Annotated in this window: 25 protein-coding genes; 14 read left to right on the plus strand and 11 right to left on the minus strand. The window is 39.3% G+C overall.

Annotation, left to right across the window (positions count from 1 at the left end; genetic code table 11):
• The first annotated feature begins 63 nt into the window (after window positions 1-63).
• Entirely contained in the window at window positions 64-591 is a 528-nt protein-coding gene (locus Q2U82_RS02455) for a lipocalin family protein (protein ID WP_410006150.1), read from the plus strand.
• A gap of 81 nt (window positions 592-672) precedes the next feature.
• Here the strand turns inward: Q2U82_RS02455 and Q2U82_RS02460 are convergent, their stop codons facing one another.
• The 5 genes from Q2U82_RS02460 to Q2U82_RS02480 all read right to left on the minus strand — a co-directional run bounded on the left by Q2U82_RS02460 (window position 673) and on the right by Q2U82_RS02480 (window position 7,799).
• Window positions 673-1,938 carry an MgtC/SapB family protein gene (locus Q2U82_RS02460; RefSeq protein ID WP_410006151.1) on the minus strand — a complete coding sequence of 422 codons (1,266 nt, stop codon included), beginning with the start codon at window positions 1,936-1,938 and terminating at the stop codon, window positions 673-675.
• Window positions 1,939-2,099: 161 nt separating this feature from the next.
• A complete protein-coding gene (locus tag Q2U82_RS02465; protein ID WP_410006152.1) occupies window positions 2,100-4,634 on the minus strand; it encodes a sodium-translocating pyrophosphatase in 2,535 nt (844 codons plus the stop codon).
• A gap of 144 nt (window positions 4,635-4,778) precedes the next feature.
• Complete coding sequence (locus Q2U82_RS02470) at window positions 4,779-5,291, minus strand: inorganic diphosphatase (RefSeq protein ID WP_410006153.1); 513 nt, start codon at window positions 5,289-5,291, stop codon at window positions 4,779-4,781.
• A 60-nt stretch (window positions 5,292-5,351) separates the two neighbouring features.
• Entirely contained in the window at window positions 5,352-6,752 is a 1,401-nt protein-coding gene (locus tag Q2U82_RS02475; protein WP_410006154.1) for an MATE family efflux transporter, read from the minus strand.
• 84 nt (window positions 6,753-6,836) lie between these two features.
• Complete coding sequence (locus Q2U82_RS02480) at window positions 6,837-7,799, minus strand: helix-turn-helix transcriptional regulator (protein WP_410006155.1); 963 nt, start codon at window positions 7,797-7,799, stop codon at window positions 6,837-6,839.
• Window positions 7,800-7,916: 117 nt separating this feature from the next.
• Here Q2U82_RS02480 and Q2U82_RS02485 point away from each other — a divergent pair, with 117 nt between their 5' ends.
• From Q2U82_RS02485 to Q2U82_RS02500, 4 genes are all read left to right on the plus strand, one after another.
• A complete protein-coding gene (locus Q2U82_RS02485) occupies window positions 7,917-8,405 on the plus strand; it encodes a DinB family protein (protein WP_410006156.1) in 489 nt (162 codons plus the stop codon).
• The gene (locus tag Q2U82_RS02490) at window positions 8,395-8,619 is read left to right on the plus strand and encodes a hypothetical protein (protein WP_410006157.1); all 225 of its coding nucleotides are present in this window, start codon (window positions 8,395-8,397) and stop codon (window positions 8,617-8,619) included. Before Q2U82_RS02485 ends, Q2U82_RS02490 begins: the two co-directional genes overlap by 11 nt.
• A 48-nt stretch (window positions 8,620-8,667) precedes the next feature.
• Window positions 8,668-9,090 (plus strand): SRPBCC domain-containing protein, encoded by a 423-nt coding sequence (locus Q2U82_RS02495; RefSeq protein ID WP_410006158.1) that lies wholly within the window; start codon window positions 8,668-8,670, stop codon window positions 9,088-9,090.
• A 291-nt stretch (window positions 9,091-9,381) separates the two neighbouring features.
• Window positions 9,382-10,338 carry a DUF4382 domain-containing protein gene (locus Q2U82_RS02500; protein WP_410006159.1) on the plus strand — a complete coding sequence of 319 codons (957 nt, stop codon included), beginning with the start codon at window positions 9,382-9,384 and terminating at the stop codon, window positions 10,336-10,338.
• A 49-nt stretch (window positions 10,339-10,387) separates the two neighbouring features.
• Here Q2U82_RS02500 and Q2U82_RS02505 read toward each other — a convergent pair whose 3' ends face one another.
• Window positions 10,388-11,371 (minus strand): GlxA family transcriptional regulator, encoded by a 984-nt coding sequence (locus tag Q2U82_RS02505; RefSeq protein WP_410006160.1) that lies wholly within the window; start codon window positions 11,369-11,371, stop codon window positions 10,388-10,390.
• 190 nt (window positions 11,372-11,561) lie between these two features.
• Between Q2U82_RS02505 and Q2U82_RS02510 the strand changes: the two genes are divergently transcribed.
• The 6 genes from Q2U82_RS02510 to Q2U82_RS02535 all read left to right on the plus strand — a co-directional run bounded on the left by Q2U82_RS02510 (window position 11,562) and on the right by Q2U82_RS02535 (window position 14,249).
• Complete coding sequence (locus Q2U82_RS02510) at window positions 11,562-12,059, plus strand: DinB family protein (protein WP_410006161.1); 498 nt, start codon at window positions 11,562-11,564, stop codon at window positions 12,057-12,059.
• 84 nt (window positions 12,060-12,143) lie between these two features.
• Window positions 12,144-12,668: a DinB family protein gene (locus Q2U82_RS02515; protein ID WP_410006162.1), complete on the plus strand. Its 525-nt coding sequence runs from the start codon at window positions 12,144-12,146 to the stop codon at window positions 12,666-12,668.
• 33 nt (window positions 12,669-12,701) lie between these two features.
• Complete coding sequence (locus Q2U82_RS02520) at window positions 12,702-13,145, plus strand: VOC family protein (protein WP_410006163.1); 444 nt, start codon at window positions 12,702-12,704, stop codon at window positions 13,143-13,145.
• Window positions 13,146-13,218: 73 nt separating this feature from the next.
• Complete coding sequence (locus Q2U82_RS02525) at window positions 13,219-13,566, plus strand: nuclear transport factor 2 family protein (protein WP_410006164.1); 348 nt, start codon at window positions 13,219-13,221, stop codon at window positions 13,564-13,566.
• 34 nt (window positions 13,567-13,600) lie between these two features.
• Window positions 13,601-13,846 (plus strand): Kazal-type serine protease inhibitor domain-containing protein, encoded by a 246-nt coding sequence (locus Q2U82_RS02530; RefSeq protein ID WP_410006165.1) that lies wholly within the window; start codon window positions 13,601-13,603, stop codon window positions 13,844-13,846.
• A gap of 19 nt (window positions 13,847-13,865) precedes the next feature.
• On the plus strand, window positions 13,866-14,249 hold the full coding sequence (locus tag Q2U82_RS02535) for a DoxX-like family protein (RefSeq protein ID WP_410006166.1): 384 nt from the start codon (window positions 13,866-13,868) through the stop codon (window positions 14,247-14,249).
• Between the two features lie 107 nt (window positions 14,250-14,356).
• Here the strand turns inward: Q2U82_RS02535 and Q2U82_RS02540 are convergent, their stop codons facing one another.
• The 5 genes from Q2U82_RS02540 to Q2U82_RS02560 form a co-directional block, all read right to left on the minus strand.
• Window positions 14,357-15,838 carry a T9SS type A sorting domain-containing protein gene (locus tag Q2U82_RS02540; protein WP_410006167.1) on the minus strand — a complete coding sequence of 494 codons (1,482 nt, stop codon included), beginning with the start codon at window positions 15,836-15,838 and terminating at the stop codon, window positions 14,357-14,359.
• A 176-nt stretch (window positions 15,839-16,014) separates the two neighbouring features.
• The gene (locus tag Q2U82_RS02545; RefSeq protein ID WP_410006168.1) at window positions 16,015-17,667 is read right to left on the minus strand and encodes a tetratricopeptide repeat protein; all 1,653 of its coding nucleotides are present in this window, start codon (window positions 17,665-17,667) and stop codon (window positions 16,015-16,017) included.
• Between the two features lie 409 nt (window positions 17,668-18,076).
• Complete coding sequence (locus tag Q2U82_RS02550; RefSeq protein WP_410006169.1) at window positions 18,077-18,853, minus strand: DUF1206 domain-containing protein; 777 nt, start codon at window positions 18,851-18,853, stop codon at window positions 18,077-18,079.
• 126 nt (window positions 18,854-18,979) lie between these two features.
• Window positions 18,980-20,323 carry a sensor histidine kinase gene (locus tag Q2U82_RS02555; protein ID WP_410006170.1) on the minus strand — a complete coding sequence of 448 codons (1,344 nt, stop codon included), beginning with the start codon at window positions 20,321-20,323 and terminating at the stop codon, window positions 18,980-18,982.
• Complete coding sequence (locus tag Q2U82_RS02560; RefSeq protein ID WP_410007116.1) at window positions 20,313-21,656, minus strand: sigma-54-dependent transcriptional regulator; 1,344 nt, start codon at window positions 21,654-21,656, stop codon at window positions 20,313-20,315. The genes Q2U82_RS02555 and Q2U82_RS02560 overlap by 11 nt, the downstream gene beginning before the upstream one ends.
• 204 nt (window positions 21,657-21,860) lie before the next feature.
• Here Q2U82_RS02560 and Q2U82_RS02565 point away from each other — a divergent pair, with 204 nt between their 5' ends.
• The 3 genes from Q2U82_RS02565 (at window position 21,861) to Q2U82_RS02575 (ending at window position 26,266) form a co-directional block, all read left to right on the plus strand.
• Window positions 21,861-23,114: an efflux RND transporter periplasmic adaptor subunit gene (locus Q2U82_RS02565; protein WP_410006171.1), complete on the plus strand. Its 1,254-nt coding sequence runs from the start codon at window positions 21,861-21,863 to the stop codon at window positions 23,112-23,114.
• Between the two features lie 63 nt (window positions 23,115-23,177).
• Entirely contained in the window at window positions 23,178-23,873 is a 696-nt protein-coding gene (locus tag Q2U82_RS02570) for an ABC transporter ATP-binding protein (RefSeq protein ID WP_410006172.1), read from the plus strand.
• A 32-nt stretch (window positions 23,874-23,905) separates the two neighbouring features.
• Window positions 23,906-26,266 carry an ABC transporter permease gene (locus Q2U82_RS02575; RefSeq protein ID WP_410006173.1) on the plus strand — a complete coding sequence of 787 codons (2,361 nt, stop codon included), beginning with the start codon at window positions 23,906-23,908 and terminating at the stop codon, window positions 26,264-26,266.
• The last annotated feature ends 6 nt before the right edge of the window (window positions 26,267-26,272 follow it).

Below are 26,272 nucleotides of genomic sequence, written 5' to 3' on the forward strand. Positions count from 1 at the left end.
TACATTTAATAAAAGTTATATATTGCGCGCTTTAACTTTTTATTAACACGTAAACCATTACAGATGAAAATTTTTAAATTAATCCTTTTTACCGCATTTATTTCATTAACTATTTCTTGCTCAAAAGACGATGATAGTCCAGCTGCACCAACCAACAATGGTGAAATTGTTGGGGTTTGGAAAGGAACGGCTGTTGATTATACCGGAAATACTACTACTTCTGGACAAGGACAAACCATTACTGCAGATTATGTTGGTGAAGCTTATGACATTAACTATACGCTAACATTTACTGACAATCCTCAAAAAGTTATTTCAGATGGAAGTTATAGTATCGTACTTTCCACTACAATATATGGGCAAACAACGACCCAAAATGTGGAAGGACTTGAATTTCTTTCAAGTGGAGATTGGATCATGAATGGCAACACACTATCAATTACAGTTAACAACGAAACTAACGATGCTGAAATTTTAGAATTGACCGATGATACTTTGGTTTTGAAAGCAGTGGAAAGTCAGACAATGTCACAAGGAGGCTTTACGGTAACTTCAACAACTGAAGTGATTTTAAGTTTTACGAAACAATAATCAAAATATTATATTGATAAACCCCGTCATGTTTGATGGGGTTTTTTATTTTCAAGTAATTTTAATCGAAATTCCAAAAGATTAAAAATGCCAAGTTTCAGGCCAAAGCCACATCAGCAACAAGCCAAAAAGGATGGTGATGCCAAAGGAAATACCTAACCATTTTGCCAATTGGCGTGTGCCGAGAACGGCTGCCATAATTCCTTTGAAGAGTAAATTTGATAAGGATGCCAAAAGGATAAGCCGCCAACCTGTAGCGGTATTCAATCCGCCGCCTTTCATTAATTGAGATAGTGAGAGTGTAATTGCGTCCACATCCGTTAGTCCACTAATAATTGCGACTATGTATAAAGCATCATTCCCAAATTCTTGTTTTGTGAATGCCACAGCCAATAAAATTCCTCCGTACAAAAGACCGAAAATCAAAGCGCTCTTAAACTGTGCTGGGTTTTTAGGCTCCGCCATTTTTTCATCTTCACTATTTTTACTGATGAGGTAAAACAAACCAATACACAAAAGGACCATTAAAACTAAAACGGCTATAAGTGGCAGCGCAATTTCGGGTAGTTTTTCGGGAATGACCACACCAACCTCAACCAAAACCCTTACTAAAGCAACAGCAGAAGCCGCGGTAATGACAAATGCCGCCATCTTGTTGATAGATTCGGCATCCTTGGTTTTTCGCGCATAGCTAACCGTGGTTGCCGTGCTACTGATGAGACCTCCCAGAATTCCGTTAGAAATAATACCAACCTTCTTCCCTACAAATTTATAGATGAAATAGCCAATCACACTAATGCCCACGATCAATGTCACCATCAACCAAATATTCCGCGGATTTAATACATTCAAAGGTCCATAAGTTTTATCTGGTAACAGCGGAAGTATTACCAATGAAATTCCAGCAAAAGTCATTATTGCCGCAAGATCTTTTTCACTTAATTTTTCAATAAAATTGTGGAGATGCTCCTTCACATAAAGAAGAATAGCCATTGAACCGCCTACTATAACAGCTACCACGCGATCGCCCATTACCAAATATGCTCCAATTGCGAACATAAGTAAGGCTGCTACTTCTGTGGTTTGACCTACATCAGTCTCATTTAGTTTTTTGAGTTTTATCACATTGGCGGTCACCAACAATGCTGTTATACATATTCCAAGCACAGGAAGAATAAAGGGATTGCCGAAGTCTCGAGCCAAAAAGGCCGAAACAACCCCCATGATCGAAATGAGGGTAAAGGTTCGTACACCCGCCATTTCTTGGTTGCTTTTTTGGCGTTGCAGGCCTACTAGCATTCCCAAACCAAAGGCGATAGCCAAAGTTATAATGTCGTGATAATTCATGGTAGAGCCAAGATAGTAAATTTTGAGAATTGAGTATTGAGTATTGAGAATTGAGTATTGAGAATTGAGTATTGAGAATTGAGAAATTTCTTTAAATAAAAAAACCTGTAAAGCTTTAGGCTCTACAGGTTGGAATTTGTTATTTGTGATTTGGAATTTATTTACTCCTTGTCTTTCACTTTAATTTTCACCCCGTCCACATCTTTCAACTGTGCGCGAACTTCTTCTTCGGTTCCTGTGAACGTTTTAGTCTCTGTAGTTTCAACACCATCAACTGTTCTTGAAATGGTAACGTTTGCTGTTACTTGGTCGTTGTTATCGTTCTTCAACATTTCAACCGTTGTTTCGGTTTTGTTATTTAGGTTTTCACCTTCTTCAATAGAACTTCCGGTTTCAAGATATTGAACCTGTTTTTCGGTCAAAATTGTTTTGTTTCCATCGGCATCAATAAAGTAAACTTCTTCAGAAGAGGTTTCATTAGCCATTGCATCTGTTGTATGGCCTCCAAGGATTGGAGCAATTACAAGTCCAATCAAACAAGTAAGTTTAATCAAAATGTTCATTGATGGTCCTGAAGTATCTTTAAATGGATCTCCAACAGTATCACCGGTTACGGCTGCTTTGTGGGCGTCACTTCCTTTATAGGTCATTTCGCCATTGATCATTACTCCTGCTTCAAAAGATTTTTTAGCATTGTCCCAAGCACCACCGGCGTTGTTTTGGAAAATAGCCCAAAGCACACCACTCACGGTAACACCGGCCATATAACCACCCAACATTTCAGCAATTGCCATATTGTTCATTCCAAAAATCATTGGAACGAAAGCAATAACCAATGGAAAACCAATGGTCATAATACCCGGCAACAACATTTCCTTAAGAGAAGCTTTGGTTGAAATAGCCACACATTTATCGTATTGTGGTTTGCCAGTACCTTCCATAATTCCTGGAATTTCACGGAACTGACGTCTCACTTCATTCACCATTTGCATTGCAGCTTTACCAACCGCATTCATTGCCAAAGCAGAGAAAACAACCGGAATCATACCACCCACAAAAAGCATCGCTAAAACTGGCGCTTTAAAGATGTTAATACCATCTATCCCTGTAAAGGTTACATAAGCAGCAAATAATGCAAGTGAAGTTAAAGCAGCAGAAGCAATGGCAAAACCTTTACCAGTTGCAGCAGTTGTGTTACCCACAGAGTCTAAAATATCTGTACGTTCACGAACGATTGGTTCTTGCTCGCTCATTTCGGCAATACCACCAGCGTTATCACTAATAGGTCCGAAAGCATCAATTGCAAGCTGCATAGCTGTTGTAGCCATCATTGCAGAAGCTGCAAGCGCAACTCCGTAAAAACCTGCAAAAGCATAGGATGCCCAGATAGCACCTGCAAAAAGTAATACTGAAGGGAAAGTAGAAATCATACCCGTTGCCAAACCTGCTATAATGTTTGTTCCAGCACCAGTTGATGATTGCTGAACTATTTTAAGGATTGGTTTTTTACCTAAACCAGTGTAGTATTCAGTTACCGATGAAATTACAGCACCAACAACCAAACCAACCAAGGTGGCGTAAAATACTCTCATTGAAGAAATCTCCTGTAGCCCTTCACCGAAGAAGCTCATATTCATAGTTTCTGGAAGCATCCATTTTACAAGAGCAAAACAAGAAACAGCCACTAAAACTATCGAAACCCAGTTACCAACATTCAAAGCGCCCATAACTTGGGCTTCCTTGGCATCGTTACTTTTTATCTTCACCAACATAGTACCAATAACAGAAATGATGATACCTGCACCGGCAATTGCCATTGGCAATAAAATTGGGCCAATACCTCCAAAAGCATCTGTAATGGCACCGCCCATATCTTTAATAACATAATTACCTAAAACCATCGCCGCAAGAACTGTTGCTACATAACTACCAAATAAATCGGCACCCATACCAGCAACGTCACCTACGTTATCACCTACGTTATCGGCAATAGTTGCTGGGTTACGCGGATCATCTTCCGGGATTCCAGCTTCAACTTTACCTACCAAATCCGCACCCACGTCAGCAGCTTTTGTATAAATACCACCACCAACACGTGCAAAAAGGGCAATAGATTCCGCTCCAAGAGAGAACCCAGCTAATGTTTCAAGAACGATGGTCATTAACTCCTGTGGAGCTCTGGTGATACCATCAACTGTAGTTGGTTCCCATACACCATTCATAAAAACGTGGAAGAAAATAATGAAAAATAATGTAAGGCCTAATACTGCAAGACCAGCAACACCCAAACCCATTACCGTACCACCACCAAAAGATATTTTTAAGGCATCTGGAAGACTCGTACGTGCAGCTTGAGTAGTACGAACGTTTGTTTTTGTAGCGATTTTCATCCCCATATTACCTGCAAGGGCAGAAAATATAGCACCGAATATAAATGCAACTACTATTAATATATGTGTAGTTGGAACAACGAAGGAAACTATTGCCAAAGCAACACTAACTATAACAACGAAAACAGCAAGTAATCTGTATTCAGCATTAAGAAAGGCTAAGGCACCTTCATAAATGTGGTCGCTTATTTCTTTCATTTTACCATCGCCTGGGTTTTGCTTCATTACCCATGAGCGTTTAACGGCCATAAAGATTAAGCCTAATACCGCCATTACTATTGGCGCGTAAATCATCATTGATTCCATAAATTTTTAAATTAAGTTGGTTTTCAAATTTGCGACTGCAAAAATAGGGAAATGGTTTGGGATACGAAACACTTAATTTCACGAAACCTAACAGGTTTTAAAGACCTGTTAGGTTTTTCAGGAAAGAAATTGATTGTATGGTGTTTAAATACTGAAATGTCCCTGCACCGCTGGTGTTTCTTTATAGCGTTTTACACATTGGTTGTAAATTTCGACAGCTTCATTAGCATCGCCCCAACCGTCAACGTCTACTCGTTTTTTCTCTAAATCTTTATATACTTGAAAGAAGTGCTCTATTTCTTTTAAAGTGTGTGGATTCATATCGCTTAAATCGTTTAAACGACTCCAGATTGGGTCTGAAACAGGTACGCAAATTACTTTTTCATCTGGTCCTTTCTCATCTGCCATATGGAAAACACCAATAGGTTTAACTTCAACCACACACATTGGGAAAGTGGGTTCGCCACCCATTACCAAAACATCCAGCGGATCGCCATCTAGCGCTAAAGTTTCAGGGATAAAACCATAATCTGCCGGATACATCATACTGCTGAAAAGCATCCTATCAAAACGGATTTTTTTCAGTTTAAAATCGTATTCGTATTTGTTACGGCTTCCTTTGGGAATTTCTATCAGTACGTCAAATGTCTTTTTCATTATCTTGAATTATTTAAAGGATGCAAAAATAATCCATTAAGCCAATAAAGCCTTATAAAACTAAACCTTTATCATTTTCCACTTTCCTTTTTTAAACCAAACAATTGCTATTACTGCAATTAAGGATTCTGCCAAAGCAATTGCAACAAACACCCCAATGGGCCCCCAATCCAGCACAATCGCTGTAAAATAAGCAAAAGGCAATTGAAAAATCCAAAAACAGAAGAAGTTAATTATAGTAGGGGTTCTAGTGTCGCCAGCCCCATTAAAAGCCATGGTTACAGTCATTCCATAGGCAAAAAGAAAATATGCTATTGTTACAATTTGTAAACTAAGCGCTCCGTATTTTAAAACTTCGGGTTCCAAACTGAACCAGCCAATAATGGTTTTAGCAAACAAAAGGTAGATTACAGAAACAGCAACCATAAAAAAGGCGTTGTATTTGGCAGTTTTCCAAACGGAAGTTTCAGCGCGTTCAGGTTGGTTGGCACCTAAATTTTGCCCAACCAATGTGGCCGCTGCATTGCTCAACCCCCATGCAGGCATCATTGTGAACATAATAACCCTAATTGCAATAGTATAGCCTGCCAGCACTTCGCTGCCAAATTCACTAATAATGCGCATTAAGAAAATCCAACTGCTAGTGCCAATAATAAACTGGCCAATTCCGCCAAGGGAAACACGAATTAAGTTGATCATCACCCCTATGTTTACCACAAAATCTTTTAATGCCAGCCTGATGCGAGTACTTCCATAGAATAAAATATAAAGTTGAAAAAGCACTGCAGTTCCACGACCAATTGTTGTTGCAATTGCAGCACCCGCAACTCCATATTCCGGAATTGGGCCCCATCCAAAAATGAAAATTGGATCTAGTACGATATTAATACCGTTAGAGAGAATGAGCGTCCACATTGCCATGGAGGCGTTACCGGCACCCCTATAAACCGCATTGATAAGAAACAATAATACAATAGTGAAATTTCCACCTATAAGAATTTGCGTATAGCGATACCCTTCATCAATTAAGGATTGCTCTCCCCCCATCAATCCTAAAATTTCCTTCGGGAAAAGAATTCCTATCACACTAACTATTGAAGAAACCAGTATTCCCAAAAAAATAACTTGCACCGTCACTCGTTTGGCGCCTTCAGGGTCTTTTTCGCCTATTCGCCTTGCAACAATAGCCGTGGCAGCCATGCTTAACCCAACCGCCAGGGCATATACCAGAGTGATTACAGATTCGGTCAAACCAATTGTAGCCACAGCATTTGTGCTTACTTGGGACACATAAAAAATGTCTACCAAAGCAAAAATGGATTCCATGCTCATTTCCAAAATCATTGGAACGGCAAGCAGAAAGATGGCCTTTTTGATACTTGCTTGCGTAAGGTCAATTTCCTTGCCTGCTATGGCTTCCCTTAAAAGACTGAAAAAGGATTTTATGGATTGTGTTGCCATCTTTTAAATAAATTGGCGACTAATTTAAAGAAAAACGATTTCGAAAAAGTGGGCAATTGCGACATTTTAAGGGTGATAATCACACTATTCTTGAAGTCGGGCTTTCGTGTTTTCAACAATTTCCAGAAGGCGCTGTTTCAAACTTTCGGGTTCCAATATGTGGGCATAATCGCCAAACATTAAATACCAGCGGGCAAAACCGTGCTCTACACTTTGGGTGAAAAAAGTCATTTCAACACCTTCGTTCTTAATTTCTTCGGAAACAAAACCATAGTGATTTCGCTCGCTTTTAATGAATCTCACGATACTTTTATCAACAAGGATTCTAACTTTTGTTTTGTGGGCGTCGCTCTCCTTTTGCCGAAAATCATCCAAAGTGCCGTGTTCCATTTGAAAAGGAAGATCTGTTCGCTGTATTCGAAGTAATCTATCGGTTCTAAACTGGCGGTAATCTTTTCTGAAATGACAGTAGGCAAGAATATACCAATAATTGTTTTCGTGAAAAATGCTAACGGGTTCCAAATGTCTTTCGGAAGGTTTTTCAGCTTCCATAGATTGGTATTTCACAAAAACCTGTTTCTTTTCGGCTATGCTTTCAAAAAGAATTTCCAAGGCATTCGGAATGTTTTCATTAAAAAGTGTTTCCGTAGGATTTATGATTATTTGAGATTGAAGCGCATCAATCCAATCTTTTTCCTTTCCGCGAAGTACAGATTTCACTTTAAACATCGCCGATTCGTAATAAGCACCAAAAGATTTATCCGTGAATTTCTGCATCAGTTTTTCGGCAGCAACAAAGCTGCTAGCCTCTTCGCGCGTAAACATTACGGGCGGCAAACGGTAGCCATCCATAATGGAGTAACCCACGCCAGCCTCACTAATAATGGGGACGCCAGAACTTTCCAAAGAGCGAACGTCACGATAAATGGTGCGCAGGCTTACATCAAACCTATCGGCCAACTCCTGTGCTTTTACAATCTTTTTGGATTGTAGTTGTATAAGAATTGCCACGATTCTATCAAAACGGTTTAGGGGGGCGTCGCTCATATTTCAAAGATAGTATTTCAAATAAAATGAAATTTATTTTTTCCTACTGACAAACCGCTGTCACCTGCCCCATTTAATTTTGGTTTCAGAAACAATAATCACTTAAAAACAATAATTATGAATGCAACAGCAAACAAAACCACGCAAGTAATTTCTTCGGAAGAGTTACTTAAACATTTACAAGGCCACAGAAACTTAACAAGAAGAACTATTGAAGCCTTTCCCGAAAAGGAATTTTTCAGTCATTCAATTGGCGGGATGCGGACTTTTGCCGAAATGACAATGGAACTTTTGGGAATCGCAGGACCGGGAATACAGGAAATAGTTTCAGGAAAATCAGCTCCTTTGGATGAACACGTGGAACACGGAAACAGAAAAGAAAAAATACTTCAGCTTTGGGACGAGGCTACAGAACAGATCAACACACTGTGGCCACAGATTCCAACAGAACGTTTTCAGGAAAACATTTTGCTTTTTGGAATGTATGAAGGCACGGTTATCTCTTCCATCTTTTACTTTATCGACAATGAAATCCATCATCGTGGGCAAGGCTTTGTTTATTTGCGTTCATTGGGCATTGAACCACCTGCTTTTTATGAAAGATAATATGGTACTGGTTTTTAAAACATCGGTTTCAGCAAATGAGGAGGTGAAACAACTTCGGCCATTGCTAAACAAATTGATTCGCCAAAACGGCAATTGGAATTTCGACTTGGAGGATTGCGACAACATCCTCCGGGTGGAAACCCAATTGCTGAAAGCCGACAATATTAGCACAGCATTGCAAAATCAGGGTTTTTATTGTGAGGAATTGCCGTAATTGCTTTTATTCAATATTTTTATAGTCCTTTTTTAAAATTATATGGCTATGGAAAATAAACCAATTATTGTGGAACGTAAATACAATGCTCCCATTTCAAAAGTTTGGAAAGCAATTACAGACAAAGAAGAAATGAAACAATGGTATTTTGACCTTGCCGAGTTTCAGCCTGAATTGGGTTTTAAATTCCAGTTTATTGGCGGGACTGAAGACAATCAGTACCTTCATCTTTGTGAGATTATTGAAGTAATTCCCGAAAAAAAACTCACTTATTCTTGGCGCTATGATGGTTATGAAGGCAATAGTTTTGTCACTTTTGAGCTCTTTGAAGAAGGAGACGAAACTAGGTTGAAATTAACACACCGCGGTTTAGAAAGCTTTCCATATAATCCAGACTTTGCGAGAATAAATTTTGAAATGGGCTGGGACCAGATTATAAACACATCCTTGAAAGAGTATTTGTCTAAATAAATGTGTATAACTGTTAAATTCCTTAGATGCACTTGTGTTAAATAAAAGTTATGGGTTTTTAATTACTATCCTTTTTCAATGTCCGTACTTTCCTACCTCAGAAGCTTGATTTCCAATCACATTTAGACATTTTTATTTTATCTATAAATTGGAAATTTCTTTCCAAATATATTTCCCAAAAAAGGTTAAGGTTCGTTAAGATTGGCAATAATGTCAAGTAACTAGCGCTATCATTGCTGCGTGGTTATTAAATAATCCACGTTTAACAAACCTATAATAATAAAACAAACTATGAAAACAAACGTAATTTACAAATCAATGCTAGCGCTATTATTAATAGTAGGCCTGGCCTCTTGTAGTGAAGATGACAGTACAGACCCAAACACCGATGAAGTAACCTATAATACCAAGGTATATATTACCGACGGACCTATAGACAATGCAGATGTGCAGGGAGTATTTGTAACCATTGCAGATGTACAGTTAGATGGCGTAAGTGTAAACGGTTTTACAAAAACAACAATAGATTTACACGCTTTGCAAAATGGCGATACCCAATTATTGGGTGATATTGATCTTGCCGCAAATACCTACAGTGAATTGACTTTGGTATTGGACACTGAAAGTGATGCATCTGGTAATTCCCCTGCCAATTATGTGCTTACAACAAACAGCGACAAGATTGAATTGACAGCCGAAAACAATACTATTACTGTGAACAATAACTTTGATATTTCTGCATCTGCTTCAAATGAAGTAGTTATTGACTTCGATTTGCGTAAATCTATTGTAGCTGATGCCGGAAATGGAGGCTACCAATTTGCTGGCCAAGTACAACTCCAAAATAGTATTAGAGTAGTAAACACTCTTAATGCTGGAGCCATTGTTGGTACCGCTACCAACAATACTGGCAACCAAGACAATAAAACAATAGCTTATGCTTATGCAAAAGGAAGTTATACTGCTTCGGAAGAAAATGAAAACGCAGCAGGAGTACGTTTTTCCAATGCCGTAACCAGTAGTGTTGCAACTGGAAGCGATAATAGTTTTGGTCTTTACTTTTTGAATGAAGGCGATTATGAAGTTCACTTCGCTTCTTATGAAGACCCAGAAAATGACGGCGTTTTTGAATACGCAGGAATGATTGAAGCCGATGGCGAATTAGGAATAGATTTAATGGACATTACTGTGATGGCCAATACCGAAGTTACCATTCAGTTATTATTACAGATTCTTTTGGGATTATAGAAGCAACTAAATAACAACGATTAAGCCTCCCTTCGGGGAGGTTTTTTTATTATACATCTACCGCCAATTTGCTGTATCTATTCATATAATCCAGCGGCGTCATATCTGTTATTTTCCGAAATACATCGCGGAAGGCTTTTGGGTCGTTATAGCCAACGTCGTACATTACTTCATTTACATTTTTACGTCCGCTCTCCAATTCCTTTTTGGCGGCTTCCACTTTTACGCGCTGCATATATTCCACAATAGTATTTGAAGTTGCTTTTTTGAAGCGTCTTTCAAACGTTCTTCGACTTAAGGCCATATCTGCACAAAGGTCATCTACATTTAACTTTTCCTGGAAATTCTTTTCGATGAATTCCTGTACTTTTAATATTTCATCATCGTCGTGGCCTTTTTGGCCCTTAAATATTATAAAAGGACTTTGGCTATTTCTGCTAATGTCTATTTCAAATACTTTGGAAGAAAGCACCGCCATTTCCCTGCCCGCGAACTTTTCAACCAAATAGAGATTTAAGTTTAAGGACGAATAGGCCCCGCCACTGGTATAAAGACCGTGCTCGTCCGTGATTATTTTATCATCCACCAAATTCACTTTTGGGAACATCGTTCTAAATTCATCTGCGGCAATCCAATGCGTGGCGCAGTTTTTTCCGTTTAGCAAACCCGTGCTTGCAAGCAGAAAAGCACCGATGCACAGACTGGCCACCTCAGCGCCGTTTTTATATTGTTTCACTATCCAAGGGATGAATTCCTTATTGGTTTCAACTACCTGTTCGTAATTGCCATGGATCGCTGGAATGATTACCAGATCGGTTTGTTTTACTTCAGCAATGGTGGTATCTGGAATAATAGTGAATATTCCGTTGCTTAAACGCGCGTCCTTATGTGTGGCCACGAGCTGGGTCTTAAACGCTGGCTCCTTTCCCATTCCCACAAGGAAATCATTCGCCATATTGAACATTTTATGCGTTGCTTCCAGATTGCTAAGGCTGGAGTTGCCTTCGGGGACTAGAATTGATATATGTTTCATTTTGGGTTGTTGGATTTTTGGATTTAGGAATACATCCCCTCCCAGCCTCACCTTCAAAGGGGAGGGGTTTTAAACGATATCACAAATATAATCCAAAAGTGTGTCGCAATCAACCCATTACATTGGCGCAAATGCACCTCTGTTCTGTAGAAATTGCTTCTTATCTTTACAATAATAAAAAATGGAAGCTATGAATACTGAACTTTTAAACCGATTTGATGCCGCAACGGAAAAGCTAACGCAGCAGCTTTCCTCTTTGAATGAAGAACAATTAAATAAAGTTCCTTTTGAAGGTAGTTGGACAGCAGGGCAATTGGGAAACCACCTTTATAAATCATATAATATTATAGATGTCCTAAATGGAAATGTAGAAGAAACCCACCGCGATCCTGCAGTTAAACTTATTGAAATAGAAAAGACATTTAAAGACTTCACCATTAAAATGAAATCCCCAGAGATGGTGGTGCCAACAAACAAACATATTGAAAAGGAACGCTTGCTCTCTTCATTGAAAGAGCGCATCGAGATACAACGCGAGGCAATCAAAACCATGGATCTTTCCAAAACCTGTCTGGATGCTGAAATCCCAAATGGCGGACCGTTCACAAGGCAGGAATGGCTTGGTTTTAACACCATCCACACCGAAAGGCACAATCATCAATTAGCGAATTTTATTGAATCTCTATAACGACGAGCTACAAGCGACGAGCGAAGAAAAGAGCAATTAAATATCATTATTCTCCAACAAATCCAATAATCAAAAAATCTAATTATGGACACACCAAAATCCCAAAAACTCGAAATCATTATTCCCGCATATAGAATGCATTCCCAAAGCTTTTTCAATGCGCTCGATGGCATTACCGAAGAATTGGCACTTGAAAGAAACAACGGCAAAACCAATCACGTGGTTTGGATGGCGGGCAATTTGGTCACCTGTCGGTATTGGATAGCCAATTTGTTGGGAATGGATGAAAAAGATCCCAACGATGCTTTTTTCAAGGATGCCATGGCATTGGATGAAAAACTGGAATATCCTTCTTTGGAAGCGTTGCGAAAAAATTTCAAGGATATTTCTCCAAAAGTGTATCAGAAACTTTTGGAAGCCACGGACGAACAGCTTTCGAAAGCATTTTCATTTGGAATGAACGTGCCTTTCGTAGAAGAAAATGTGCTCAATATTATTGGCATGTGCATCGGGCGCGAGGATTATTTACTCGGACAAATAGGGCTGATGCGCAAACTGCTCGGCTTAAAGGGAATGAGTTATGAAATGAATGAAAAAATTGATTATTAAACATTGATTTATAAACATTTAAAACCAAAAATTATGGCAACTAAATTAAATCCGTATTTAAATTTTGACGGAAACTGCGAAGCGGCATTCAATCACTACAAAAAAGTATTTGGCGGCGAATTTTCCGGGCAAGGCGTGATGCGCTTTGGCGATATTCCGACAGAAATGCCGCCGCTTCCTGATGAACACAAAAACCGCGTTATGCACGTGTCACTTCCTATTGGCAGCGAGCTGTTAATGGGTTCCGATATTATGCCGGGATTCGGCAACGGGCCTTTTAAGATTGGAGATAACACCTATGTAAGCATTCACCCAGATAGCAGGGAAGAAGCCGACCGTTTGTTTAAGGAATTATCAGAAGGCGGCGAAATAGAAATGCCAATGGAAGACCAATTTTGGGGCGATTACTTCGGTTCCTTCCGCGATCGGTTTGGGATTAGTTGGATGGTTAATTTCTCTACTGAGTATAATCTATAGGCATTAGGCAAAAAATATTCAATACTCAATACTCAATATTCAATATTCAATACTCTAATAATCTAAGATTAGGATGTCAACAAATAAACAAACAGTAACCACTTACATGGAGGGTTTTAGGAAGAGTGACCACGCACAAATTCTTTCCTGTTTAACCGAAGATGTGGTTTGGGAAATGCCCGGGGCTTTTCATTTGGAAGGCAAGAAAGCCTTTGACGGTGAAATAGAAAACCCCGCCTTTACGGGCAGCCCCACAATTACCCACGTTAGGCTTGTGGAAGAAAACAACATAGTGGTTGCAGAAGGGAAAGTGCAAGGCCAGTTTAAAAATGGAGATATTATGAACGCTGTTTTTTGCGATGTTTTTCACTTTGAGGGTGGAAAAATTAAGAAACTCACTTCCTATGTTATGCAAGTTTAGCTTATTTTAGTAGTTGCAACTAAACCTTACAACTATGCATACTATATATAAAAAATCTTCTTTTGCCGCATCCCTGCTTTTGGTGGGGATGTTGGCTTTGTCTTCCTGCGGTGCGGGCAAGACCATTGCTTGTATTGATAAATCCAAAATAAGCGATGGGCCTTGTACTATGGAATACAACCCTGTTTGTGGTTGTGATGGCACAACCTATAGCAATCCCTGTGCTGCGGAACGGGCTGGGCTTACTTCTTGGGCTAGTGGGGAGTGTGCTAAAAACTAAAAACCTGAAGTTATAAAATTTGAATTTTAAAAAATATCTTTTTATACTTCTTAAATATGCTATAGCCCTAGTTTGGCTTATCAATGGTCTCTTTTGCAAAGTATTTAACTTAGTCCCCCGCCATCAAGAAATAGTAGAAACCATATTGCAAGTGCAAAATGGCCGCCCCTTAACCATAGCCATAGGCCTTGCCGAAACCTGCATGGCACTTTGGATTCTTAGTGGCTATAAAAAGAAACTTAATGCAATCACCCAGATTGTTGTAATAGCAAGTATGAATATTTTGGAGGCCATTTATGCGCCCCACCTCCTGCTTTGGGGGAAATGGAACGGGGCGTTTGCGCTGCTATTTATTTTGGTAATTTATGCAAACCAATTCCTTCTTAAAAAAAGGGCGCATTAATCTATTTTCTTTTTTAAAACACCATAGAACTGAAAGTGAAACAATTTAAAGCAAAAACCCCCAAAAGAATATTCTATGGGGGTTTTAAATTAATAAGAAGAATTTAGTTATTCCACAATAATCTTTTTTATCATTGTTTGTCCGTTGTCCATTCCTATGCTTAGAAAATAGATGCCATCTGCATATTGGGAAAGGTCCAGACTGTGCGTATTAGTGTTTATTGCATTGTTTTCTAACAGCACAGCTCCCAATTGGTTTACGAGCGTTAGTTTGGTTATAGCACTACTTGAACTTATAGTTATAAATTTACTTGTTGGATTGGGATAAACACTCACCGAAGCATTGTCTTGAAAGTCACCAACGGATAGTAATGGGTTTTGAAAAATATATGCAGACCCTGCACGGTCCACTGTGTCCCCTCCTGCTGCATCCTCATCTTCCCAAGGCGCACCCACAATTAATTGATTTGAGTCCATTTCAATATTCCATCCATAAAAATCCTCTGGTGCCAGGTCATTGCTCTCTACTTTTTGGATTTCAGCAAAGAGGCCGCCAGTCTTTTCATATACGTAAACCTCTCCTTTTTCCGACCCATAAGGGTGCGGCGCACTCACAACTAAATGGTTGTTTTGGATAAGGCAATTCCAGCCAAAATTTGCTTCTGAGGAAGGGGAAGAAGCCGTGATTTTTTGGGTTTCAGTCCAATTGCCCGTTCCATCATCCTCAAAAATATAGGTTGCACCCTCACCGCCCGCATGGCCGTAGGCTCCTACCGCAATACTTGTATTGGATATAGATACAGAGGTGCCAAAATAACCTTGCGCCATAGCATCGGAAGCAATTATTCGCTGTACATGTTCCCATACACCGCTGCTATTTTTCTTGTATATATGGGCCGCTCCTTTTGTATTGTCTTCCTCACTGGCACCTACTACCATATAATCTCCAGCAATGGCTACTCCTATTCCAAAAATATCATTTTGTTGCGGGTTCGGGCTCATTATTTTTTGTACCTCATTCCAGGTTCCGCCAGATTTTTCAAAAACATACACACTGCCCGTCCATATATTTTCTCCGGGAGCACCGGCCACAATAGTACTACCTTCCATGTCCAATGAAGTAGGATTCATTCCCATTTTGGCTTCTGCGCTAAAATCGCTGGCTATAAGTTTGGTATCATATTCCCAAGTAGAACCGTTAAGCTGATAAACATATAAAGCTCCGGTCCTGTCCAAGCCAGAAACATTTGCTCTCCCAGCAGCGATTACCATAAGGTTGTCTGTTAATTTGGCTCCTCCTCCATATTCGGCACCCATATTTGGATCCGGGGCAGTGAAACTTTGTTGAAAAGACCAATCGCCAGCAGCACCTTTGTGATACACGTAGGCTGCACCCGAAGCAATATTCTCCCGTGAGGTTCCTACTACGGCATAAGTATCAAGAATAGCTACGGAAGTGCCATATTCTGCACGCGACTCACGATTTTCACTTACTACTTTCGCATCTTGGCTGAATTGGGCCGAAACAGTTGTTATACTAAATAAGCAGGATAGCATAACAACACTTAGGGTAAATGTAATTTTTTTCATTAATCTAGATTTTAATTGTGATTACTTTGAATAGAATAAAAGACGCTTATAAAAAACAGTCCCTCTTCTCCATTCTTGTTTTAATTATTTGATAAAAATAGATATGAGCAGTGCTTTTTTAATAAAAACAATGCAGACATTTTGTGACATGTGCTAAGTTTATTTGTGACATTACCTTAAAAAGACGAAAGATAGCTGTGAAGCGATACATTGCCCGGCACATCCATTTTTACTGCTATACGCTCCTTTCTCTTTCTACAGGACTGGGGTGTAATATTTAATAGAGAGGCAATTTCCTTATAACTCAAATTCATATAAAGGAAAGTCAAAAATCGTATATCATTGGGCGTTAAATTGGGATGCCGTGTTCTTAACCTATCGAGAAAACCTTGGTTCAACTCTTCAAAATGCACAAAAAAACTGTCCCATTGGGTATCCTTCTTTAAATGCTTTTTCAAATCGTTAATTTGGCTTTTTAAGGAGATATTGGTTGTGATTTCGGTATTTTGTAATAGCGATTGAAGAACTTCCTCAATCAATTCATTTTTACTCGCCATATACATGGCTTTTGCTGTCAATTCACGATTTTTAACCTCCAGTTCGTTTTTAAGACGCTCCTTTTCCAATAACGCTGTTGCTTCCTTTTCACGGTGCTGTTCTTCTAATAATAAATGATCGCTTTTTTCCTTCTCCAGTTCCAACTCGATAATCCGTTTTCGTTGCTTATGTTTAAGGGAATTATTTTTATACATCCAAATTAAAAAACCCATAAAAATTACAACAGCCGTAATGAGTAAATAGAAAAACTGCTTTTCGCTTTTTAAGGCCTTTTTGCTTTCCATTAGCTCGTGCTGGTAGTTCTTGATTTGGAATTTTACCTTTTCACTTTTAAACAAAGCACTGTTTTTAATAGCATACAGCGAATCTGTAGCTATAATTACTGAGTCCTTATAGGCCATTGCCGTCTTAAAATCATCGGTTTTCCCGTAAAGAGTGGCCAGCCTATCATAAACTTCAATACGCTCTTCTACATTATCCTGAAGGGAGCGTGCCAGCAAGGCGTAATCCTGAGCCGTCTTGAACTGATTTTGTTCTTCATATATTTTAGTTAAGATTAGCAGTAGCGTTATTTTATCGTTCACGGTAATCTGTTCCTTCAAAAGGGAAAGATTCTCCAGCTGTGGGAGAACTTCCAAGGCCAATTTTTCGGCCGCAAAGTATTGATGTTGCAGGAGGAGGTTTTCCGTCTTTGCTATTCTTGCCAATAATGAAACATTAGGCATATTTATTAATAATGGCAGTGCTTCCTCGATATAACGACTGGCAAGATCCACCTTTCCCAGTTTGTGAAGCACTAAAGCCAAGTTAATGCCATAGGTGCCTATCTGTTGGTTATCATCAAGTTTCTTCGCAATTTCATAAGCTTTTAAAAAAGATTCTTCTGCCTTAAGGAAATCCTTTTCCTCTACATATAAAACGCCAATGTTATTGAACACTGCCATTTCTTGGCGCGGCCCAAGGTGCTTTATGGCAATGTCATAGGCCTGTAGATAATACTGAAATGCCTCGCCATAATCCAACATTAAATAATAGTTGGTGCCAATATTTAAGGTGGCATTAAATGCCTTGAGATACCAATCATTGCGAATTGCGATTTCCTTTGCTCCAATGAGCTCTTCAATAGATTTAATATGTTCTTTTTCGGCCAAATACTTTACCCCAAGATTGATTCGATCCGCGACCATTTCTTGGGTTTCGGATTGAGCGAAAAATTGGAATGGCATTAAAACCAAAAGCAGTATAAACAAGAAGTAATAAATGGCCTTCATTATTTTAATTTAGAGGAAAAATAGGATATATCATTTCTATCGCAAATCTCTTTTAAGACTTTTAATAGCACATTTGTGTTACACAATGTTTACAAATATATTAAACAAAGAATTTCTTTTTATTGGGAAAAAGAGATCCAAAACGGTAAGCTTTTATTCACTGATTTTAGAATACATCCATCACATTTTTTTATAAAGCATCATTTTCACAGCGCTTTTGTATATTTTAGTTCAAGACAAGAAGTTCGTGCTCTATTTATAAACCGAATCAGAGATATGCTTTCCTTTTTAAAATACAATCCCTTTGCCGTGGAGGCTCTTTTTGAAAGCTCGCTGGTGCTTACCAAAGAAAAATCAGTGTATTAATGCAAGAATTTGTGGAAGTGGAAACTTTTAATATTATTTCAAATCACTCCCCCTCAAAACTCCGATACCGAGTAAGCAACACATAAAAAGCGCCATAGGAAACAAACCCTATAGCGGTAAAGCCCATCAATATTCTCCCCACCAACGATTGGTCCAGGAAGGAAAAGGCATCCTGTATGCCCTTTATTTCATGGCTACCACTATAAATGCCCGCCCGTAAAAAGAAATAAGCTATAATGGCAACGATAAAGGCACGGGCATAAAACCCAAACATCCCCACTAGCCTTATAAGGCGTGAAAACTTACGGCCTTCCAGATTAAATTGGTCCAATAGCCCCCCTTTAAAAACGCCTATAATCAAAACCACCGCCTGAAGCGCCAAAACAATTCCTATAACGATAAAAACGATAGAAACTGTAGTAGGCCCAAGAAACTTCAAGTATTGCGAGCCAGAACTCTCTTCGGCTACGTAGGCAAACACATGATAGAAAGCCAGAAAGGCCACAAAAGTATAGACCAAGCCAGTGGTGAAAAGCCCGAAACGACGCAGTTTTCCCTTTCTGTCGTTGCCTGTATTTTCAGGGTCTTTAATGCTCTGAACAAACATCCAAAACGAGTAGCAAAGCAAGCCCACAGCCAGTAACAATAATAGTATTTGCCCAAAGGGTTGTTTTTTAAGGAACGTTAGGGCTTGGTTTGTGCCAGAACTTTCGCCACCCATATTTAAGGCTGCCAAAAGTGAGAGGATACCAATAACCAAATAGATGATCCCCTTGGATACAAAGCCAATAACGGCAACTGACTTCAAGCTTTTTTTCACTGGGTTCTCTTTATTTGGCTATACTGTACAAAAGTACGATTACTCTCTTTATAAATACCTCCTTTTGAAATCTTCCGAAAGCATACCAATGAATGCTACTTTGTGGTTTTAATCATCGAAGTCAGCTTAAAACAAAAGACTGATAACCGTGCCAGTGCCCTCGGCACTTTTTATTTGGATTCGACCTTTGTGCAGCAGCATAATCTGTTTGCTCAAACTAAGGCCAATACCACTTCCCGTCTTTTTGGTGCTGAAGAAAGGTACAAAAACGCTGTCCTTAATCTCTTCTGGAATACCCTTTCCATTATCTGCCACTTTTATAATTATATTGCCGTTGATTTTCTTTTGTGCAGAAATCTGGATAAGGGCATTGTCCTTATTCTGGCAGGCATCAATAGCATTTAACAGAAGGTTGATCAATACCTGTTCAATTAAATAGGTGTCTATCTTTATCTCCAAATCGGGGTTATCCAGCGAGAAGTCAATTTTTATTCCGCTAGACTCCATAGACGGCTGCATTAAGTTTTGGATGTTTTTGAAGAGCTCGGCAATTTTTACACTGGCCAGATTTAAATGGGTCACTTTGTTTAGGCTGCGATAGGTCTTTGCAAATTTCAGCAAGCCTTCACTGCGCCTTTTTATTGTTTTTATTCCTGAATCCAAATCTTCAATGTCCAAGGGATTTTCTTGGGGGTTGTTTAAGTTATTTTGAATATTGGTCTCCAAGGTTTCTGCCAAAGAGGAAATGGGGGCTATACTGTTCATGATTTCGTGGGTCATTACACTCAGCAGTTTTTTCCAGGCATCCGATTCGTTTTGGTTTAGGGTTTCCTCTATGTTTTGAAGTACTATGAGCTTAAACGAATTTGCTTCCATTTCAAAAACCGTATCCGAAATTAGGACTTTCAAAGTCTCCTGCTTCATTTCCAGGGTTACGGACGCAGTATTGGAATGGTAGGTTTCAAACAATTCGTCATATAGCTGTGGATGTCTTTTTTCAACAAAGTTTATGTTTTTGAAGGAAGGGAAATCCAGTGTTTTTAATATGGAATCATTTGCCCAAAGCACTTCACCACTTTCCACATTGTAGGCAATGATGCCAATATTAACCATTTCGAGGATTTTCTGAAGGTAGAGAAACTGGGCTTCGCGCTCGCTGTCTATACTTTTGATGGTTTTGTTGACCAAATTAAAGCCTTTGTGCAATTCCCTAATATCTTGTGATCCGTGCTCTTCTGAAAACCATCGGGAGAAATCGCGATACTTTACCGATTCAAAAAAATCATCCATCTCCACAAAACGCTTCAGGACAAAATGGTACAGGCGGTAAACCAATAAAAGAGTGAGAAAAATTCCGCCTACAATAGCATAGGTATTTGGCGAAACGATTCCAAAAGCCAGAACCAACAACGAAATGAGCAGGCCCAAGACGTGAAATGCAAGAGTGATTCTATAGCTTTTATAGTTCATATTTATTGAGCCTGCGATATAGGGCAGCACGGGTAATGCCCAATTCCTTGGCAGATTTGGAGATGTTTCCCTTATTTTTTTCAACCACCGAAAGAATGGCATTTTTTTCAATTACATCAAGATTTGTTTCGTTTTGGATAAAGGTGGGCTGCTGTCTTTCAATGGCCGAAAAGATTAAGTCTTCGGCATTCAAACTTTGGTTTTCGGCCATAATAACCGTGCGCTCCAGAGCATATTGCAGTTCGCGAACGTTGCCTGAAAAAGGATGTCTTTTTAGCTTTTGGATAAAATCGGGCTCCAAGGCAAAGCTCATCTTGCCGTACTTTTTGGCGTAAAAATCCACAAAATAACGCGCCAAAAGGGTTATGTCAGTCCCCCTGTCCCTCAGCGGTGGAATGGTAATATCTACAGTATTGATACGATAGATAAGGTCTTTTCTGAACTTTTCCTCATCCGCGAGATTGTGAATGGACAGATTGGTGGCGCATATTAAACGAATATCAATAGCTATGGGTTGGTTGGAGCCCAAAGGGGTTACCTGCCTATTTTGCAAAACAGTAAGCAGCCGCGCTTGTTGGCGAAGGGAAATGTTTCCTATTTCGTCCAAAAAAAGGGTGCCGCCATTAGCAGCTTCAAATCGGCCTTTACGGTCTTCTCGTGCATCGGTAAAGGCACCTTTTTTATAACCGAAAAGTTCGCTTTCAAAAAGAGTTTCGGTGAGCGCACCAACATCTACTTTTACAAAAGGCATGTTTTTACGCAGGGAATTGTCGTGAATGGCCCTAGCTATCAAATCCTTTCCTGTGCCATTTTCACCCAAAATAAGCATGTTGGCATCTGTGGGGGCTACCTTTTTGAGCTTTACAAATACATCCTGCATGGGTTCGCTCTCCCCTATTATTTTGATTTCAGATTCTAAGTTGAGTTTTTGCCTTTGAGGCTGTTTCTTGTTCTCTACCAACTCCCGAATAGTCTCCAGAATTTTTTCGTTCTTCCAAGGTTTGACCATAAAGTCTGAAGCCCCTTGTTTCAAAGAACGTATCGCAAGATCAATATCTCCATAGGCAGTTATCAAGATAACATCAACATTGGGACTGTGCTTTTTTATTTTGTTGAGCCAGAAAATACCCTCGTTGCCTGTATTTACCAAGCCATTAAAATTCATATCCAAGATTACCAAGTCAAAAACCTGGGCCTGCATCAAGCTTTGGATGGTATTGGGGTTTTTATTGACTACTACTTCCTTCACTTTCGACTTAAGCAAAAGCCGAAGTGCAACGAGTACGTCCTCATCGTCGTCTATAACCAAGATGCTGGCATTGTGGAGAAGCATGGTACAATAATAACAAATTATGAAGTTAGAATCCATAAATCGGCTTTCTTAATTCTGAATTTATAAAAGTGTGTCTGCAGCGAACAGGGAGTGTGTCAAAAGCGGACACTTTTATTTTGAAAAAATATTATAAATAACTGTTAACCAATTATTTATTTTTTTGGCATCATATTAACAAGTAATACTGTGAAAACTAATCACACTATGGACATCCCTTTAAAAAAGAAACGATTTACTACCAAAAAAATCCTCCTTATAGGTGGCATAATCCTTTTATTGGCTTTGATTGTTTTTGTAATCCTTTCATCGCTTGGTGGCTCAAAACTGAATGTTGAAAAGGAACGGATAAGCATGAGCACCGTGGAAAAAGGTGTTTTTCAGGAGAACATTCCCGTTAATGGAATTGTGCTTCCCATAACCACCATTTATTTGGATGCGCTTGAAGGCGGACGGGTGGAAGAAAAATTTGTTGAGGACGGAGCAGTACTAAAGAAGGGTGACCCTATTTTAAGGCTTTCAAATACCGATCTTGAATTGAGCCTTGTAAACCAAGAAACCCAAGTGTACAATCTATTGACGCAGATGCAGATTTCGCAAAACGCGGCACGGCAGAACACCATTAACAAACTGAACCAATACACCGATGTGGAAAATGGATTGATAGAGGCCAAACGGATCTATGACCTAAACAAGAAACTGTATGAAAAGGATGCCATTGGGCGTCAGGATTTGGTGAAGGCTGAAAATGAATACAATTATCAAAAGGAGCGTATGAAATTGTCTAAGCAAATCTTAAAACAGGATTCATCAGCCGTGAAACAGGAAAGCGGACAAGTGCAAAGCAGTTATGCCCGTACCCGAAACGCTTTGGAGCTGATGCGCAGAAAAGTAGCCGATCTTGTGGTCAAGGCCCCGGTTGATGGGCAGCTCACTTCGCTGGATGCCGAAATCGGACAATCCAAAAACAAAGGAGAACGCTTGGGACAAATAGATGTATTGAGCGGTTTTAAGGTGCGTGCCGATATTGACGAGCATTATATTTCCAGAATATACAACGGACAGACGGGAAGCTTCAGCTTTAATGGCAAGACCTATAAACTCTCTATTAAAAAAGTGTATACCCAAGTTACCAACGGCCGTTTTCAGGTAGATATGCAGTTTGAGGAAACTGTGCCAGAAGGAATACGTAGAGGTCAGACCTTACAGATTCGCCTCGCGTTGAGCGATGAAAAACAAGCCATAATGATTCCGAAAGGTGGTTTCTTTCAGCAGACCGGAGGCAACTGGATTTTTAAAGTGAGTGAAGATGGAAACACGGCATACAAAACAGATATAATATTGGGAAGCCAAAATACTGAATTCTACGAAGTATTGAGCGGACTGCAACCTGGCGATAAAGTGATAACCAGCAGTTATGATAATTATGGTGACATACAGGAACTGGTTTTAAAAGATTAAAATTCTCGATTTAGCTCGAACGGATAAGAAAATAATTAAGTTGAAAATAATAAGATATAAAAGATGATAACAATAACCGATCTAGAAAAGTATTACGCCACCGAAGAGGTTCGCACCGTAGCCTTAAACAAATTATCCTTTAAGGTTAATGAAGGGGAATTTGTAGCCATAATGGGGCCTTCCGGTTGCGGAAAATCCACTTTGCTGAATATCCTTGGCCTATTGGACGATCCCGATGGGGGCAGTTTTGTGTTCAACGGGATAGAAGTGGCAGGTTTTAACGAGCGCAAACGTGCCGATTTAAGGAAGCACAATATTGGGTTTGTATTTCAAAGTTTTAATCTCATTGACGAGCTAACCGTTTTTGAAAACGTGGAACTGCCACTAATCTATACGGGCGTAAAACCATCAGAGCGCAAGGCTCGCGTGGATGCTGTACTTGAAAAAATGCAGATTATGCACCGTAGAAACCACTTCCCGCAGCAGTTATCTGGAGGGCAACAACAGCGTGTGGCCGTAGCCCGTGCCGTTGTGAACAACCCTAAACTTATTCTTGCAGATGAGCCTACTGGAAACCTCGATAGCAGCAACGGTAACGAAGTGATGGATTTGCTAACTGAATTAAACGAAGCCGGAACTACAATAATTATGGTTACCCACAGTGAGCACGATGCCAAATACAGTCACCGTATTATCAGGATGCTGGATGGACAGAAGGTTACTGAGAATGTACTGTCTGAATACGTGAGTAGTAAGTAAAATAAACATCAAATAATCAAAAACGGACAGTCATGTTAAGTAATTACTTCAAAATAGCAGTTAGAAATCTTTGGAAGTATAAAGGATATTCTTTTATCAATATTTTTGGTTTGGCCATTGGCATTACTTGTGCGAGCCTTATCCTTCTTTGGGTTGAGGATGAGGTAAATTTTGACCAATCCATTCCCGATAAAGAATTGGTTTTTAAAATTCCCACCAATCAAAAGTACGATGGGGAATGGCGAACTTTTTCCATTGCCACACCTGGTCCTTTAGCAGCTGCTCTAAAAGCAGAAATACCTGAAATCACAAAATCGGCACGCAAGCGCGATCAAAGTTCTCTCTTCAGCGTGGGTGATAAGTCGATAAATAGAAAGGGCAGTTATGCCGATAAAGATCTCTTTGCCATTTTGGGACTTAACTTTATTGCAGGTAATGCTGAGACAGCTTTTGAAAACAAAAAATCAATTGTAATTACGCAAGAAATGGCTTCTATTCTTTTCAACAGTAGCCAAGATGCTATCGGGAAGAACATCCAAGTGGACAAAGAAACTGAGTACACTGTTACAGGAGTAATAAAAAATTTTCCAGAGAACACCAGCTATCCTTTTTCCTGGTTGGTTCCGTTTGAAAACTTTACCGATGGCAAAGAATGGACAAATGGTTATGGTTCAAATTTTACAGACACCTTTGTGAAATTAAAAGCTGGGGTAGTAGTTGAAAAGGTAAATGAAAAAGTAAAAGCTATAATTCCCGCCAAGACAGGTGATGATGATACTGAAGCAATTTTATTTTCAGCAAACGATTGGCATTTACGAGCCGATTTTAAAAATGGTGAAATCAGTGGAGGCCGCATTGAATATGTGCGCTTATTTAGCTTTATAGCGCTTATTATCTTGCTTATTGCCTGCATTAACTTTATGAATCTGTCCACCGCCCGAAGTGAAAAACGCGCCAATGAAGTGGGAATGCGCAAAGCTTTAGGCTCTGGTAAAAAGCAACTGATCTTTCAGTTTGTTACTGAAGCCGTATTTACAGCTTTTCTTAGTGGATTAGTAAGTGTTTTGCTTTTGATAATATTGATTCCGCACTTTAATGCTTTGATTGGTAAAAATTTAAGTCTAGCACTTACCCAACCAATACATTTTCTTCCCTTAATTTTCATAACCCTAATTTGCGGTTTCTTTTCCGGGCTTTATCCTGCGTTTTACCTTTCTTCTTTTAAACCTATAGAAGTCCTTAAGGGAACTAGAAGACAGACAGGAGCGGCATCTTTTACCCGAAAAGGATTGGTGGTTATTCAATTTTCGATATCGATTATTTTTATCATCAGTACCATCCTGGTATATCAACAGGTACAGCACGTTAAAAGCCGGGATTTGGGGATGGAAAAGGAAAATCTTATAGAAGTTCCTGCAGCAAATGGTAACGTGATTAAAAATTTTAAGTTTATTGAGCAAGAGCTTACATCTTCGAGATTAGTAGAAAGTGCAGCCTTGGTGAATTCACAAATTTTGTCTGGCGGCAATAATACTTCAGGAATAGAATGGCATGGAAAACCAGAAAACCAAGATATCTTAATTTCTTACAGAACAGTCACCCCACAGTTTTTTAATACCGCAGGAATGACAATAAAGGAAGGTAAAGGCTTTGGAAATTCTCAAGACGCAGACAGCACTAAGGTCTTAATTTCCGAATCCTTTGCGAGACTTATGAATACAGATGATGTAATTGGAAAAACCATTAATTGGGGTGAACAAGTATTTACCATAAATGGAGTAGTTAACGATTATTTATACGGAGATATGTATGGCACAAGCGATCCGGTTATCTTTTATCATCAAGCTGAAGGGGCTGATTATCTGTATATAAAACCAGCAACTGGAGTAGCCATAAATAAAACCCTGAAAGAAATAGAAAATGTTCTTAAAACACAGAATCCAGGCTTTCCATTTGAGTACCGGTTTGTAGATGAAGCTTTTAACGAGCGTTTTAAGAGTGAACAGTTGGTAGGAAATTTATCCCAGATTTTTGCGCTTTTGGCCATTATCATTTCCTGCTTGGGGCTCTTCGGGTTATCTGCATTTACTGCAGAGCAACGTAGAAAGGAAATAGGCGTGCGCAAGGTGTTAGGCTCTAGCGTGCCGGGAATTGTACAACTATTATCAATAGATTTTATGAAATTGGTACTACTCGCCATTCTAATATCGGCACCTATAGCTTGGTACGTTATGCAAAACTGGCTAAAAGGTTTTGCGTACCGCATCGATATTAAATTTTGGGTTTTTGCTATTGCTGGTTTAGCGGCGGTTCTTATTGCCTTGCTAACCGTAAGCTTTCAGGCAATAAAGGCTGCCATTGCAAACCCAGTAAAAAGCTTAAGAACCGAATAATTTTCA

Origin of the sequence: Aequorivita nionensis (assembly GCF_046352995.1) — a bacterium.
Taxonomy (GTDB): domain Bacteria; phylum Bacteroidota; class Bacteroidia; order Flavobacteriales; family Flavobacteriaceae; genus Aequorivita; species Aequorivita nionensis.

Excerpts from the sequence above, each read along its gene's own strand:
- Q2U82_RS02570 (WP_410006172.1), top strand. The coding sequence starts at position 23,178 with ATGATAACAATAACCGATCTAGAAAAGTATTACGCCACCGAAGAGGTT.
- Q2U82_RS02555 (WP_410006170.1), bottom strand. The coding sequence starts at position 20,323 with ATGAACTATAAAAGCTATAGAATCACTCTTGCATTTCACGTCTTGGGC.
- Q2U82_RS02575 (WP_410006173.1), top strand. The coding sequence starts at position 23,906 with ATGTTAAGTAATTACTTCAAAATAGCAGTTAGAAATCTTTGGAAGTAT.
- Q2U82_RS02540 (WP_410006167.1), bottom strand. The coding sequence starts at position 15,838 with ATGAAAAAAATTACATTTACCCTAAGTGTTGTTATGCTATCCTGCTTA.
- Q2U82_RS02560 (WP_410007116.1), bottom strand. The coding sequence starts at position 21,656 with ATGCTTCTCCACAATGCCAGCATCTTGGTTATAGACGACGATGAGGAC.
- Q2U82_RS02475 (WP_410006154.1), bottom strand. The coding sequence starts at position 6,752 with ATGGCAACACAATCCATAAAATCCTTTTTCAGTCTTTTAAGGGAAGCC.
- Q2U82_RS02530 (WP_410006165.1), top strand. The coding sequence starts at position 13,601 with ATGCATACTATATATAAAAAATCTTCTTTTGCCGCATCCCTGCTTTTG.
- Q2U82_RS02565 (WP_410006171.1), top strand. The coding sequence starts at position 21,861 with ATGGACATCCCTTTAAAAAAGAAACGATTTACTACCAAAAAAATCCTC.
- Q2U82_RS02455 (WP_410006150.1), top strand. The coding sequence starts at position 64 with ATGAAAATTTTTAAATTAATCCTTTTTACCGCATTTATTTCATTAACT.
- Q2U82_RS02485 (WP_410006156.1), top strand. The coding sequence starts at position 7,917 with ATGAATGCAACAGCAAACAAAACCACGCAAGTAATTTCTTCGGAAGAG.
- Q2U82_RS02490 (WP_410006157.1), top strand. The coding sequence starts at position 8,395 with ATGAAAGATAATATGGTACTGGTTTTTAAAACATCGGTTTCAGCAAAT.
- Q2U82_RS02510 (WP_410006161.1), top strand. The coding sequence starts at position 11,562 with ATGAATACTGAACTTTTAAACCGATTTGATGCCGCAACGGAAAAGCTA.
- Q2U82_RS02465 (WP_410006152.1), bottom strand. The coding sequence starts at position 4,634 with ATGGAATCAATGATGATTTACGCGCCAATAGTAATGGCGGTATTAGGC.
- Q2U82_RS02460 (WP_410006151.1), bottom strand. The coding sequence starts at position 1,938 with ATGAATTATCACGACATTATAACTTTGGCTATCGCCTTTGGTTTGGGA.
- Q2U82_RS02515 (WP_410006162.1), top strand. The coding sequence starts at position 12,144 with ATGGACACACCAAAATCCCAAAAACTCGAAATCATTATTCCCGCATAT.
- Q2U82_RS02480 (WP_410006155.1), bottom strand. The coding sequence starts at position 7,799 with ATGAGCGACGCCCCCCTAAACCGTTTTGATAGAATCGTGGCAATTCTT.
- Q2U82_RS02525 (WP_410006164.1), top strand. The coding sequence starts at position 13,219 with ATGTCAACAAATAAACAAACAGTAACCACTTACATGGAGGGTTTTAGG.
- Q2U82_RS02545 (WP_410006168.1), bottom strand. The coding sequence starts at position 17,667 with ATGAAGGCCATTTATTACTTCTTGTTTATACTGCTTTTGGTTTTAATG.
- Q2U82_RS02500 (WP_410006159.1), top strand. The coding sequence starts at position 9,382 with ATGAAAACAAACGTAATTTACAAATCAATGCTAGCGCTATTATTAATA.
- Q2U82_RS02505 (WP_410006160.1), bottom strand. The coding sequence starts at position 11,371 with ATGAAACATATATCAATTCTAGTCCCCGAAGGCAACTCCAGCCTTAGC.
- Q2U82_RS02520 (WP_410006163.1), top strand. The coding sequence starts at position 12,702 with ATGGCAACTAAATTAAATCCGTATTTAAATTTTGACGGAAACTGCGAA.
- Q2U82_RS02495 (WP_410006158.1), top strand. The coding sequence starts at position 8,668 with ATGGAAAATAAACCAATTATTGTGGAACGTAAATACAATGCTCCCATT.
- Q2U82_RS02470 (WP_410006153.1), bottom strand. The coding sequence starts at position 5,291 with ATGAAAAAGACATTTGACGTACTGATAGAAATTCCCAAAGGAAGCCGT.